This is a genomic window from Pseudobdellovibrionaceae bacterium, assembly GCA_020635075.1.
Lineage (GTDB): Bacteria > Bdellovibrionota > Bdellovibrionia > Bdellovibrionales > UBA1609 > JADZEO01.
The window spans coordinates 63,345-76,955 of sequence record JACKAM010000003.1 but is presented as its reverse complement, the minus strand read 5'-3'; the positions used below and the strand labels follow the sequence as shown (position 1 = coordinate 76,955).

14 protein-coding genes are annotated in these 13,611 nt (G+C 50.9%); 9 read left to right on the top strand and 5 right to left on the bottom strand.

Features of this window, described 5'->3' with window-relative positions; all coding sequences use genetic code 11:
* Window positions 1–45 precede the first annotated feature (45 nt).
* Genes H6624_14810 through H6624_14800 form a run of 3 tightly spaced genes read left to right on the top strand, consistent with a single transcriptional unit; the run spans window position 46 to window position 1,563 of the window.
* Window positions 46–324 (top strand): hypothetical protein, encoded by a 279-nt coding sequence (locus H6624_14810; GenBank protein MCB9085615.1) that lies wholly within the window; start codon window positions 46–48, stop codon window positions 322–324.
* An 18-nt stretch (window positions 325–342) separates the two neighbouring features.
* Entirely contained in the window at window positions 343–993 is a 651-nt protein-coding gene (queC, locus tag H6624_14805) for a 7-cyano-7-deazaguanine synthase QueC (protein ID MCB9085614.1), read from the top strand.
* A complete protein-coding gene (locus tag H6624_14800) occupies window positions 994–1,563 on the top strand; it encodes a DUF366 family protein (GenBank protein ID MCB9085613.1) in 570 nt (189 codons plus the stop codon).
* A 1-nt stretch (window position 1,564) separates the two neighbouring features.
* On the opposite strand, the gene H6624_14795 is transcribed toward H6624_14800, so the two are convergent.
* Window positions 1,565–2,110, bottom strand: coding sequence for a NifU family protein (locus H6624_14795; protein ID MCB9085612.1), 546 nt, complete (start codon window positions 2,108–2,110; stop codon window positions 1,565–1,567).
* 55 nt (window positions 2,111–2,165) lie between these two features.
* Complete coding sequence (locus H6624_14790) at window positions 2,166–3,413, bottom strand: MFS transporter (GenBank protein ID MCB9085611.1); 1,248 nt, start codon at window positions 3,411–3,413, stop codon at window positions 2,166–2,168.
* Window positions 3,414–3,573: 160 nt separating this feature from the next.
* On the opposite strand from H6624_14790, the gene H6624_14785 reads away from it, so the two are divergent.
* Genes H6624_14785 through H6624_14775 form a run of 3 tightly spaced genes read left to right on the top strand, consistent with a single transcriptional unit; the run spans window position 3,574 to window position 6,954 of the window.
* Window positions 3,574–4,500 (top strand): class I fructose-bisphosphate aldolase, encoded by a 927-nt coding sequence (locus tag H6624_14785; GenBank protein MCB9085610.1) that lies wholly within the window; start codon window positions 3,574–3,576, stop codon window positions 4,498–4,500.
* A gap of 47 nt (window positions 4,501–4,547) precedes the next feature.
* Window positions 4,548–6,026, top strand: coding sequence for a lysine--tRNA ligase (lysS, locus tag H6624_14780; GenBank protein ID MCB9085609.1), 1,479 nt, complete (start codon window positions 4,548–4,550; stop codon window positions 6,024–6,026).
* 13 nt (window positions 6,027–6,039) lie between these two features.
* On the top strand, window positions 6,040–6,954 hold the full coding sequence (locus H6624_14775; protein ID MCB9085608.1) for a hypothetical protein: 915 nt from the start codon (window positions 6,040–6,042) through the stop codon (window positions 6,952–6,954).
* An 11-nt stretch (window positions 6,955–6,965) separates the two neighbouring features.
* Here the strand turns inward: H6624_14775 and H6624_14770 are convergent, their stop codons facing one another.
* On the bottom strand, window positions 6,966–7,250 hold the full coding sequence (locus H6624_14770) for a hypothetical protein (protein MCB9085607.1): 285 nt from the start codon (window positions 7,248–7,250) through the stop codon (window positions 6,966–6,968).
* Window positions 7,251–7,409: 159 nt separating this feature from the next.
* Complete coding sequence (locus H6624_14765) at window positions 7,410–8,906, bottom strand: hypothetical protein (GenBank protein ID MCB9085606.1); 1,497 nt, start codon at window positions 8,904–8,906, stop codon at window positions 7,410–7,412.
* 117 nt (window positions 8,907–9,023) lie between these two features.
* On the opposite strand from H6624_14765, the gene H6624_14760 reads away from it, so the two are divergent.
* The 3 genes from H6624_14760 (at window position 9,024) to H6624_14750 (ending at window position 11,912) form a co-directional block, all read left to right on the top strand.
* Window positions 9,024–9,893, top strand: a complete 870-nt coding sequence (locus H6624_14760) for a hypothetical protein (GenBank protein ID MCB9085605.1) — start codon at window positions 9,024–9,026, stop codon at window positions 9,891–9,893.
* Window positions 9,894–10,082: 189 nt separating this feature from the next.
* Window positions 10,083–10,928, top strand: coding sequence for a hypothetical protein (locus H6624_14755; GenBank protein MCB9085604.1), 846 nt, complete (start codon window positions 10,083–10,085; stop codon window positions 10,926–10,928).
* Window positions 10,929–11,291: 363 nt separating this feature from the next.
* Window positions 11,292–11,912: a hypothetical protein gene (locus tag H6624_14750; GenBank protein MCB9085603.1), complete on the top strand. Its 621-nt coding sequence runs from the start codon at window positions 11,292–11,294 to the stop codon at window positions 11,910–11,912.
* A 106-nt stretch (window positions 11,913–12,018) separates the two neighbouring features.
* On the opposite strand, the gene H6624_14745 is transcribed toward H6624_14750, so the two are convergent.
* Entirely contained in the window at window positions 12,019–13,530 is a 1,512-nt protein-coding gene (locus H6624_14745) for a phosphoenolpyruvate carboxykinase (ATP) (protein MCB9085602.1), read from the bottom strand.
* Window positions 13,531–13,611: the final 81 nt, after the last annotated feature.

The window sequence follows — 13,611 nt, the reverse complement described above, 5'->3', positions numbered from 1 at the left end:
TTGCCAGCCTGTGTTAGCTGTGTGCCCTGACACGAGGGATGGGAATTGGACGAGTTACGCAACAAGCTAACAGAGAGAGCCACAAAAGCCCGTGATAAGGCGGCTCAGGCCAAGAAGGAATTGGACCGGAAGATTCTGGATCTGACTTCGACCCGTTTTGAAAAGGTCCGTCGCATTTTGGCGGAAAAGCGCCAGAAGTGGGAAGAAGATGGTGATGTCGCCTACAAACTTGCTGAAAAGGTACTGGCCAAAGCCAAATCCATTCGCGAGAACCTAGTTCCCGGCGGCAAGAAAGAAGATCCCTCTTCCGAAACTGAATCGTAAGACGAGTCGGAAATGAAAATAAAATCCCTGGTCCTTCTTTCCGGAGGGCTGGATTCATCAGTCAATTTGTATCAAGCCCATCGGGATACCGAAGTGATCATGGCCCTGACCTTTGATTATGGTCAACGGGCGGCTCGCAAAGAGATTGAATCAGCGCGAGCTCTATGTGCCGGCCTTGGCATTACTCATCAGGTGGTGGAGCTCCCTTGGTTCAAAGTGTTTTCCCGCTCTTCGCTAACGGACGCGAATCAGCCGGTGCCGCAAGGGTCTGAAGTGTCTATTGATGATTTGAAGACTTCGGAACAGACGGCAGAAAAAGTTTGGGTCCCCAATCGCAATGGCATTTTGCTTAACATTGCTGCCGGCTTTGCTGAAGGTTTGGGAGCTGAGGTGGTGATTCCTGGATTTAATTCCGAAGAGGCCGCAACTTTCCCTGACAACACTCGTGAATTCCTGCAGGCTTTGGATCACAGTTTTTCCTTTTCCACGGCACGTGGGGTAAAGACCAAGTGTTTTACTGTTGATTTGAGCAAAACCGAAATTGTGCGATTGGGGAAGGATCTAAAAGTGCCATTTGATCGGCTGTGGCCCTGCTACCATGCGGGGGACAGTTGGTGTGGTGAGTGTGAGTCCTGTCAGCGCTTTCAGCGCGCGATGAAGGAGGCCTAAGTGCGGACCAAATGGCTCGATAAAAACATTTGTTATGACGGCAGCCAGCTTCGATCCCTTTACGCCTATATGAACGAGGGAATCCTCGGTGATTCGATTATTGCCTGGCGAGGGCCCTGTGATGTGGCCTGGGAACATATGGTGGACGGCGAAGACCTGAGGGCGCGAAGTCCCATTGCTGGGTCGGATATGGTTCATTTTGTGGTAGAGAAGTTTGACTGCAGCCTGTTGGCCGCAGTGGCTCTGCAGCGATTAATGTCCTCGATCGCCTTAGATCTCATTCGCCAAAAGGCAGGCAGCCGATCCTTGGCTCAAGAACTGTTTCGCTCCGGTGACGACCTATTTGCCGGCGAAAGAAAACTCAGCATTAGTGTGGCCACCGTGAGCCCTGTTTCCGCCATGATTCACTTTGCCGTCAATGTGAGCAACACAGGAACACCTGTACCGACTCTCTCACTTGAGGATTTGCAGTACCCCGCAACGGTCTTTGCTCAAGACCTATTGCTGGCTATGCAAAAAGAAGTGGTTTCAACAGTAGAGGCCACTCGCAAAGTCAGCTGGATCAAATAGTCTAAAGAGCAATGACTTCGATGATTTCAGGGAGGGCGGCTTTGAGCCGAGCTTCCACTCCGTCTTTCAGAGTCATCATCGAGCTGGGGCAGCCACTGCAGGCTCCGCGCATGTAGACGTAGACCACGCCTTCTTCGTAGCGGTGAAAGACAATATCTCCTCCATCCATGGCCACAGCTGGGCGGATTTCCTCGTTGAGAATGCGCTTAATAAGAATCACCTGTTCGCTGTCTTCGCTTGCGGCAACTGAGGTCTCGGGGAGAAGGACGGCTTCGCCGCGCTCAATGTGTTCTTGCAGGAGACTTGCCAATGGCTCAGCAATGACATCCCATTCCACCCAGTCCTGTTTGGTGATGGTGACAAAGTCATGCCCGATCATGATCCCTGCCGCCCAGGGGAAGCCAAAGATCTTGGTTGCCAAAGGTGAGCGTCGGCAGTTGCCGGCGTCGTTGAACTCAGCCATCTCTTCCGCGATAGGTGCAGAAAAGTTGAATTTCATCGATTGGGGATTGGGTGTGGTTTCAAAGCTCACAGTGATTTGCGCCATCGTCTACCTCGCGATTAAGGGCCTACCATAGCGGATTTTATTGCCAATGGAAACCTCAGGTTTTTTCCTTATATTGGGCTCTGCGCCCCAGGGCACGGAAGTGGAGGTAAGCGAAAAGGGCGCTGAGTAAACCAAATGCCCATGTCAGGCTCCAGACGGCCGGCGTAAATCCAATGCGATCAGCCAGTCCGCCAACGGGAAAGGACATCATGGGGCCGATGGCGAGAAATCCCAGGCCGATCACTGAGCCGATGCGCCCCCGGAAATCCTCCTCCACTTCCAGATGCATGGTGATCGTGAGTGAAGCAAAGGTCAAATAGGAGAAAAAGCCAGTGATCATCATCGTCCCGGCAGTGGCGGTCACCGTGGGCATGAGGGGGACCAGGGTGTATCCCACCAACAAACAGGGGATGCTCAGGCGCAGAGTGTGAATGGGGGTCTTGGGTTTCCACAGAGCAAATACAAGGGTGCCGGCGAGGGCTCCCATTGCGGGAAGGCTAAATACGTAGCCAAACTCGCCCGACGACAACTGGAATTTTTCTCTCACATAAGTGCGAAAGATGACCACGATCTGGGGAAAGATCAGGCAGATGGTGAGAAGCAGCTGAAACATGGGGTAGCGCAACTTGGGAGTGCGAATCAGATACTTTAAGCCCTCAATCAGGGCAGCACTATGGGACTGGCTGGGTTCGGGAGGCCGCCGCAAGATGGGTTGAAGCTGAAGCTGGGACAGGATGAGAAGTACTCCCACATAGGAAATGCCATCGACCAAAAACACCAGGGATGGGCCGTGTTGGATCATGAGAAAGCCAGCCACCAAAGGCCCCATCATTCTCGCCAAGTGGAAATTGGAGGACATAAGGGCAATGGCCTGCTGGAAGTCATCTCGAGGGACCAACCGCACCCGCATGGCCTGCTCAGCAGGAGAATCAAAGGCCATGACACTCCCCTCAAGAAAGCCAAACACCAGCAGATGCCACAGTTGAATCTCGCCAAACTCAGTCAGAGCCGCCAGGGTCACAGCGGAAACGGCCAAAGTGGCTCGGGTCGCCATCATCAGTCGGCGGACTTCAAGTTTGTCGACCAAAACTCCGCCTTGGAGAATCAAAATCAGAGTGGGCAGAGCAACGGAGAGCATGAGAAGCCCCAGGGCAGCGGCTTTCCCCATCATCTCCACCACGATCCAGGCCCGAGCTAGATCGTGGGACCAGGTGCCAATCATCGACAGAGTCTGCACCAGGAAGTAGCGACGGAAGCTCGCATGTTTAAAGGGGGCCAGGCGGCTGTGAATGAAGGCTCTCATGAGGAGAAGGATTATGGTGGAAACAGAGTGTAAAATCCAGCTCTAGAAGGGCCTTTCTGAATTGGACTTTTGCTTGATTTAGGTACTGACAATGACTAGGTTTGTAGCGTTTAAAAAAACCAGTTCAACAGGGCCTTTTGCGCCCTCGAAGGGAAGCGATATGACACCAAGAGTTAGGGAGATTTTGAGTTGGTACGGAAGTGAAAACCCCGGCGTCTTGACCAATATGGCAAGAATGCTCAACCACGGCCGTCTGGGTGGATCAGGTAAGTTGGTTATCCTTCCCGTGGATCAAGGTTTTGAACATGGTCCGGCTCGTAGTTTTGCTAAAAACCCTGATGGTTATGATCCTTCCTATCACTTCAATCTGGCGATTGAATCGGGATGTAATGCCTATGCCGCTCCACTGGGCTTCATTGAAGCCTGTGCCCGGGAATATGCTGGTGAGATTCCTTTGATTTTGAAAATTAACAACTCAGACACATTGTTCGGCACCAAAGGGGCGCCCCACTCGGCCTTAACTTCCTCGGTGGACGATGCTCTTCGCCTTGGCTGCTGTGCCATTGGCTTTACCATTTACCCCGGCTCTGAGGCGCGCAAGGAAATGTACGAAGAGATTGCCTATGCTTCACGCATGGCCAAGGACGCAGGTTTGGCCGTGGTGATGTGGTCTTACCCTCGTGGAACAGATCTTTCCACTGATGGAGAGACCGCCATTGATGTGGTTGCTTATGCGGCACAGATTGCCGCCCAGCTCGGCGCCAACTTCATTAAAGTGAAGCCGCCAACCTCTCACATTGAACAAGATGCGGCCCGCAAGGTCTATCAGGAAATGAACATCAAGATTGAGCACTTGGCAGATCGCACTCGCCACGTGTTGGATTCTGCCTTTAATGGCAAGCGCGTGGTGATTTTTAGCGGTGGAGCCGCAAAAGGTACAGAGGCGGTTCTTGAAGAGGTCAAGGGCTTGGCTCAGGGAGGGTCCTTCGGTAGCATCATGGGGCGCAATGCTTTCCAAAGACCAAAGGCTGAAGCAGTTCAACTTCTTCATCAGGTCATGGACATCTACGCGGGCGCTGCTGAGTAAACCACTTGACGGAAAGAGATAGAATGGAAAAGGAGACGAACTCCCAGATTGGTGTTGAGGAAAGAGACAATCCCTTGAGAGCTGAAAAGCGCCGTAAGCTTCATGCTCTCAAAGAAAAAGGTATTGACCCATTTCCTCACAACTTTAAACCAACGCACGAAAGTGGCGGTTTAAAGGAGAAGTTTGGTCACTTGGAAGCCGGGCAGAAGCTAGAGGACCAGGTTGTGGTGGTGGCCGGTCGCCTGATGACCAAGAGGGACATGGGAAAGGCCTCCTTTTTCAATATTCAGGACGAGACAGGTCGTATGCAGGTCTATGTTCGGGTGGAAGATCTGTCCGAGCAAATGGCCACAGCCTTTGAGCTGATTGATATTGGCGATATCGTCGGTGTTAAGGGCTTCATCTTTAAAACGAAAAAGGGTGAACTTTCTGTTCACGCTCAGGAGTTCTCCATCTTGTGCAAAACACTGGAGCCACTGCCGGAGAAGTACCACGGTTTGACGGATGTTGAACTCAAGTATCGCTATCGGCATTTGGACCTGATCATGAATCCCGAAACCCGCAAGATTTTTGAAATGCGTTCAGCGATCATCCGTGAGATCCGCAGCTTCCTTGACGGGCGGGGTTTTTTGGAAGTGGAAACGCCTGTGCTCCAGCCCATTTATGGGGGAGCGGCGGCTTATCCCTTTTCAACCCATCACCGTGCATTGGATATGAAGCTGTTTTTGAAAATTTCGCCGGAACTCTACTTGAAGCGTCTGGTGGTCGGTGGTTTTAACAAGGTTTACGAGATCTCAAAAAATTTTCGCAATGAGGGTATCGACAGGTCTCATAACCCTGAGTTCACCATGATGGAGTACTACGAGGCCTATACGGATTACGAAGACCAGATGAGGCAATTTGAAGAGCTGGTCTCAACGGTTTGTCAAAAAATCACCGGTTCCATGAAGGTGGTCTATACAGAAAAGGAGATTGATTTCACTCCTCCCTGGAAGCGCTTGAGCGTCAATGACGGAATCAAAGAGTATGGCGGATTTGATCCTGAATCCATGAGTGACGATGAGTTGTTCAATAAGATCAAGTCTCTGGGATCGGACCGTAAAAAGATTGGTCGTCGCGGGGAGATGATCATGGAGGCCTTTGAGTTGACGGCTGAAAAGCATCTTTGGCAGCCGACCTTTGTGATCGATTTTCCGGTTGAGGTGTCTCCCTTGACCAAGAAGCACCGGACAAAGTCGGGTTTGGTAGAGCGCTTTGAGCCCATCGTGGCAGGAATGGAATTGGGCAATGCCTACACAGAACTCAATGATCCAGAAGACCAGCTGGAGCGTCTCAAAGAACAAGAAGCCCTGCGGGTCATCGACGAAGAGGCTCAGCCCATGGACCACGACTTTGCACACGCTATTGATGTGGGGATGCCACCCACAGGAGGCGTGGGTTTGGGAGTTGAACGCTTGGTGATGATGCTCACCAACCAGCCTAGTATTCGCGATATTTTGTTTTTCCCAACCATGAAACACAAATAAGGGTGGTGGCCGAATGGTCTCGGTCTCAAAGCATTTGAGATATCTTTGTGGCGCGGCAGCTGGTGCGGTTATTCTAGCTCTTTTTGGCTGCCAGACTCCCGATCCAACTCGGGTTGTGGAAACCCGGATCATTAACTTTGAGGAACTTTCTCAACAAATGAAGGCTCCCGTTGAGATCAAAGATGACACCGTGGTCGTCGATGTGCGCTCCAATTTTGATTACACCATGGCTCATATTCCCAATTCCATTCATCTTCAGTGGGAGGATTTTGCTCAGGTGAGAGGAGCTGTACCGGGCCTCATTCAGGCGGATGTGGGTCGGGTGACCAAGCGCTTGGCCCTTAAGGGGATCGGTCCTACGAGCGAAGTGGTGATCGTGGGGAAGGGTTTGGATGGCCAGGGAGAGGAGGGGCGCATGGCCTGGACCCTGTTTTACCTGGGTGTCTCCAAGGTCCAAATCTCTGACATTAAAATTTTTGACAAAATGATGACCAATATCCAGTCCTCACCCCTCAAAAATCATGAAGACTGGAAGCCTCAAGTGGTACGATCAGTTCTGGCCGACCGGCAGGAGGTTCTTAAGTCTGCGGTTTCTCGCAAGGATCCAATGGACAAAGTCCACATCCTAGATGTGAGATCTAAGAAAGAGTATTTCTCCAAAACAGGTTTTGGGCTTGGCTATCAAAACCCGGACATTCAGGCAATGCACATCGAATGGAAAGAATTTTTCACCGCTGGGGGACAGATCAAAGAGTCCATGCGTAATCAGTTACGAGGGGTTGGAGTCGGTCTCAAGGACCGCATTCTGGTTATCAGTAATCGCGGAGTCCGGTCAGCGGCGGTGACCATGGCGTTACTTGCGATGGGTTTTCAAAACGCAGGCAATTATGCTGGTGGCTACGCCGAGCTGCTAATGAGAAAAAGATAAGCGTTTTAGAATTAATCGTGAGAGCCGATTCCAGATCTAAAGAATCTTTGAATCCTGTTGGCTCGTTTATGTTTTGCTTTCTTGCCAGATCCTGGCTGATCCTCCGAGGCCGGCCCGCGACCTTCGTACTTGTTTTTTAGATAGCTGACACACTCCGGAGCGGAGGGGTCGCACACTTCTGAAGTCTTGGAGATTGTTTTCAATTTCAGACCACCGGCGATACCGACCATAATGGACAACACAAATATGGCCAGGTTCTCGCGAATGAACTCAGATATCCCACTTAAGAGTTCCATAGCAAGCTCCCAATCTTTTCCTTACACACCTCAAGTCAGCCCAATAATGAGACTGACAGTATCAGTTTAAGATTTAAAGGGATTGAAGCAAACTTATGTATTTGGCGAGAGATCTGTTTCAAATTGAGTCACTTCGGCAAGTGTGGATCGCAGACGCAATCAGGCAGCGTTCTTTATAAGTCGGTAATGAGTGGCAGAACTTTGTCCTCTCTTCTCCAGGACGCCCTCGTCAATCGCCCATTTGGCAAATCTATTGAAGGAGCTGCGAGAAAGGCCGAGGCTGTCACAGGCTTGTTTGGCTGAGAACTCCTCGATCCTCTGTTCCTGAAGGCGGTTGATCAGAGTTTGATTGGGAGAAACCTCTGAGGCCAGGGTCTTCTCTTCACGTACAAGAACGCCCAGTCCGGCCAGCACCCGAGCCCAATAGTAGCCGTTGTCCTCTTTGATACTTAGAGGGACATTGGTGCCCTCGGCCCACTGTCTCAGGCGCGAGATCACCTGGTAGATGCGGTTGGGAGAAGAGACCGGGTTGAAGTAGCTGTCTGGAAACAGTTCAGAATGTAAGGTTCCCACCCGTTTTGGGTGGTAAAAGTCTTCAATCAACAACACCAGGGCTCGATGGAGAAGTTGACCCGGCTTGAGTTCAAATCGTCCGTGAGTTTCTTTGCCAAGTTTGAGATCAAGAACGAGCTGGGGATTGGCGGCCGAGGTCGAAGCGAGTAGATACTCATCAGGGATCTTCCATTGTCGGGGGATCTTATCCCGCATGGTCTGTCGATAGGCGGGATAGGGTGTGCCAAAATACACTCGACCAAACAAGTCCTGATTCTTGGTTTCTACCGCCAGGTGGAATTCGCAGTCCCTAACTGTTTCCCAGTTTTGGTACTTGGCCCCTTCAGCTTTGATTTTTTGCACCTGTTTGGCGGCCTCCTTCGAATCCGGATCTTGATGTAAACTCAAAATAGCCCGCCACTTTCGCACAAACAGATCGTTGAGAGATTGAGATTTCTCAAGAACTACGGCGGCTTCGTTGAGAAACTTTTTGGTATCACGATATTGTTTGTTAGAAAGAGTCATCAGTGCCGACAATTCCAGACTATTACCGTGGAGCAGCCAGTACTCCCGATCGCGGGTTTTGGTGCGCAGACTCTCCAACAACGACTCAACATCTTCATGACCAAGAAAGACCTTTGCCGCGGCAAGGTTGATCTCCCCTACGGTATTCAAATATGGATCGGGTTCGCGCTCAATGTATTCCATCAACAGCGGAATGGCCCGCTCGTATTCCCAGCGGCCAAAGCATGAGAACGAGCGATAAAGTAAAACGCGTGGAATCTGCGAGGGATCGAGGCTACTCAAGAGCTCCTCGGCCTCCTTTCCGGCGCCAATGTAAAGCAAAGAAGAGGCATACTCAGCCAACTCCTGGTAAGAGGCCGGGACATCCAACGCCCGCTCTGAACGAACTATGGGGTTGAGCAGCCTGATGGACATGAGTGGGAGGTTGTTCCTTCGAGCTAAGTTCGCCAATGGTAAGCGATATTGCCTGGGCACTTTGACCACCACCAGGTTCTGCATTTGCTTGCGAACCTCGGCCCCCAGTCCATTTCGGCTCAACTCCTCAAGACGCTCTACTACTTTTAGGTACTTATCATCCATCTCTCCCCAAATATATCAGTGTCTATCGAAGCTCGCGAAACAATATAATGTAAGTGTCTCAAGGTGATGAAGCGAATGTAATCTGTACGATTTTGAGACATAGAGGCGGGAGACAAAATGGCAAATGGGGATCTATCTAAGGGATTAGGGCAAGTCTTTAAGGAAGAGCTTGCAAAGAATTGGATTCTTATAGTGGGGTGTTTCCTGATCATTGCAGTGGCATCGTCCTGCACGGAGTTGCGGGTCGTGGGTTCAGAAGGATCTGAAGACAAAGAAACGACTCTGGAGAGCCGTGGCACAGGAAATGGCAACGGCACCGGGTACGGTGGAAAGCCCACCTACTATTGGATTGACCCGAACCAGGACTGTGTTGCCAAGGACGGCAGTCAATCCAATGTTAAAGGCATTATCACGGTTGGTAATGACAAGGCGATCACCTATTACGACGGGTGTAAAGAGGAAAACGGGGAACAGATTCCCTCTCAGGAAGTGGTTTTCTCTGAGCACAATCCGGAAGTGCTTTACTTCCGTCGTAAGGGTTCGATCTTTGAAGAGCGTTCAACATTTCCGAAACAGGAAGAAGGCAAAAGGCAGGTGGTGGCCAGTTGTGATTTCACACCATTTCCTGAAGTCCTTTCCGGAACCAACAGTTATTTTTCACGAATCAATGTGACCGTTCATCGCTGGAATGATCTCACACCTTATTACACCATGAATGTGAAGTACGAACAGGTGGATGTGAATGGTATGAGGCAACCTATTCGCGTGTTTCAGGGATCAGAAATGGTCATTGAAGTCGGACGTTGGTTCGAGGACAGTGGTCGCACCAAAGAATATCAAGAACTATCAGGTCCACATCGCGAGCTCAAGTCGACATTTGATGAATTTAAGGAATTTGAGATGGGTCGATTTGAGTGGTACATTCTTGGTCGCGAACGCACTTTCTACAATGGGAAGTGCTTTCACGAGAGGCCCGTGCCTCGGTAGGGAATGTCCACAAGTTCGACGGCAAAAAGTTTAACAGCGTCCTGCTCTGAGACAGGCTCTGTTTAATATTCTAGGTGATTTACTCTTTATTTTTAGCTGATAATTCGAGGCCATTTTCCCGCCCTACCGGGGGGGAAGTCCCCTATAATATTCCTACCCTCTGGAAGGGCAATGGGGTGGCGCTAGGTTATGAATAAACGGTCTCCATATATTGCACCGATGGCCGTCGTTGCAATCATCTTTGGACTGATCCTGCAAATTCATTTTCAGGCCTGTTCTCCTATTGGCGTGAGCTATCGCTCTAAAGGCCTTCAGGACATCACCAAAATTGGCGAGTTTGATTCCATTGGCGGGATGGTCGGCAACGGTAACGGAACCGGATATGGTGGCAAGCCCCGCAACTACTACTCTGTGGACCCTGAGACCGAGTGTACACCAGAGGGCTCCAACGAGGTCACAAACATCAAGGGCATCATTCGTGTGGCCGGTGAGTCTAACATCAAATATTTTGACGGTTGTGAGGAGAAGGGAGCGGGCCAGGATGTGAGCCCCACCGAATTAGCTTATTCTTCGGTTAACCCTGACATCCTCGTTTATCAGAAGATTGGAGTAGGAGGAATTTTCTCCTTTTACGAGAGTCGGCCAGCCACAGTTGAGTCTTATGACTGGGCGGTTTGCCATTTCTATCCCATGCCGATTCCTATGATGGGTACGGACTTTTACTATAGTGTCATTCAGGCGGTGGTTAAGTACCGTTCAGTGGACGACTCTTATACATTGGGATTGAACTACGAAAAGATCACCTTCGTTCCGATGGCCAAGCCATTGGTGGAAAAGGGCAGTGTTCCATTTGTGAATGCGGGGCTTGATACGGATGATGACCGTGTCCAATATCGACCGACCGAGGGGCTCGTGAGCCGCCTCGATGTCTACGAGCCCGTGCTCAGTCTGCCGCCTGAAGGCGTTCTCCGCTGGAATGTGGGCGGCATGTTCCGCGAGTTCCGCGACGGTATCTGCCGCCACCGCGGGTTCTAGCCGATCGGCCCCAAAAGGTTCCAGGTCCTCAATTGATATGCATAGTGACAAAAGGTACTCCCACAGGAGTTCCATTTGTCACTATGCATATCAATTGAGGACCTGGAACCTTTTGGGACCTAGTGGCTTTCTCTAACCATTTTTATAAGTTCGCTTCTCGCCCCCTTTCACCGATACTTTGTATGTAGGGTAAGTTTCTTGGGGAAGGATAAAAAGGGAGACTTGGCGATGTTAAAAAGTAGAAGCTGTTCAAAACTCAAATTGGTAGCGAGTATTCTTCCTTTCCTCCTCCTTGCCTGTTCCGACACCACCGAGCCGATCTCAAACGGACTGTCAGCGGCACTCCGGACTGGGCGGCCTCCGATGCTCAGGAATGGCTACTATTACACAGATGGTGACGGTCGGGGCTGCGGGCACGGTGCCCAAGCCCTGGCGGTCTTTGACAGTCGGGCAATCTTATTGCCTCAATGTCAGTGGGAAGATAGCCGTGAGATTAGTTGGATTGATTTGGAATTTAATCCCGGCGATCGGGAGTTGTTGAGCATCAAAGGGCATAGAGGCCTTTTTGAATGGGCCGATTGGTCCAAGCCAGGTGAAGAGGTTAAGCAGACCCAGGTCCTGATGGTCTGTCGCTTTGAATCGCCTGAAGGTCTTCGTAACTCGTCGAGTGAATTCACCAGAGTCCAGGCCACTGTTCGCCTGCACAGGGATTCAGTGGGTAAGCATCTGGAGCTGACACTCGCTCATGAACGACGCGAGGTGAGTTCTGGAAGGGTCGTCTACCATCAGACACTGGGGCAGGAAGCTACCAGATCTGGCTCAAAGGATCAGGAAGTTTCCTTTTGGACAGAGAACTATGGAAAGGTCTTGCGGATGGCGATCCAGCAAGATGGAACTTGGAAGGGTTCCCTGGTTTGGGCCCTTCGTGGAACGGACGCTGCTGGACTCATCTTTAGGAACGGTACTTGTCGTTCTTCAAGCTGACCCTAATATACCCAACCCTGAGGCCAGCTGATTTCGTGACTTGATACAAAAAAGAGGCCGGATCTTAAGATCCGGCCTCTAAATTTTTGAGCTTACAAAATCAATTTTAGTTGAGAACCCGGGGGCCGCCTTTTTCCACAATCTCCTGAGTGAAAGAGGACTTCTTGGTTTCGGCGTTGGCAATAAAGCGCTGGGCCAATTCCATCACCTGAGGACCTTCAGGGAAGCACAGCCACTCGGTGTCCACACCCGGAACTTCAACCGGAACCTCAAACCCGAACACCGGGTGCTTCTTCATTTCCGCATTGTTCAGTTCACCACTTTGTATGGCCTTCAGTAGGCGACGGCTGACCGGAATGGGGAAGCGCTCGCCCTTGCCATAGCCACCTTTGGTCCAACCTGTGTTGAGAAGCCAGACGGTAACGTCATACTTTTTGGACATCTCAGCCAGCATGTTGGCGTAGACGTTTGCCGGGCGGGGCATAAATGGGGCACCAAAGCAGGCGCTAAAAGTGGCCTGGGGCTCAGTCACACCGATCTCAGTTCCAGCCAATTTAGCTGTGTAGCCAGAAATAAAATGATACTGAGCCTGCCACTCATCCAAGCGGGCCACGGCGGGCAGGGCACCAAAGGCGTCAGCAGTCAAAAAGATCACCGACTTGGGTGGCTTGGCCTCCTGGGATTGGTCATAGACCCGACTCAAAACATCCAGGCTGTAGCTACCGCGGGTGTTTTCGGTGATGGTGTCATCACAGAAGTCGATTTCACGAGTGGTTTCATTAAAGCAGACGTTTTCAAGAATAGAGCCAAACTTGTTAGCCGCCTGGAAGATGTCCGGCTCGTGAGATTCCTGGAGATTGATCAATTTGGCGTAACAGCCGCCTTCCAGATTGGAAATACCGCTTTCCGACCAAACGATTTCGTCATCACCAATGAGAAAGCGCTCGGGATCGGCACTCAGTGTGGTCTTGCCAGTTCCAGAAAGACCAAAGAGTACCGAAGAGTTGTCGCCATCCTCCAGGCAGTTGGCCGAAGAGTGCATGGGGAAGATGCCGTACTTGGGCATCAGGTAGTTGCAGACAGAGAAGGCCGACTTTTTGATTTCTCCGGCATAGGCCGTGCCGATAATGCCCACCTTGAGTTGGGCCAAGTCGACAATGATGGCCTTTTCAAAGGGGAAGTCCATGCCCAGGTTCAGGTCAGAAACCTTGCCGTGGGGATCGTGCCACACTTCGATCTTCACATCGTCAGGAATATGTTTTTTTAGTTCAGGAATAAAATGGCGGCGGAACATGTTTTTGGCAAAAACCACGTGCCAGGGGCTGGTGGAGATGACCTCAATATCAAAGCTTCCTACATAACCATTCATGCAAAAGTGATCGGCAGTGACCACGCGCTTTTTTAAAGCGGCAAAGTAGGCATCGGCAAACTCAGGGCTGACCGCTTGATTCACAGTGCCCCAGTCGATGTCTTCGCTGATCTCTGGACGTTGAACAACAAAACGTTCTTTGGTGGATCGCCCGGTGCTAGCGCCGGTCTTAACGATGAGAGCTCCATCCTTAGAGAGGGTGGCATGACGTTGATGTAGTGAAACTTCGATATACCTGGTCTTGTCCATCGAGCTTTCCTTTGTAAGGTTCCCAATAAAAAATGGGCGAAAATCCGCTCCGCCCTGTTAGCCCCTTTATAAAGACTTCTA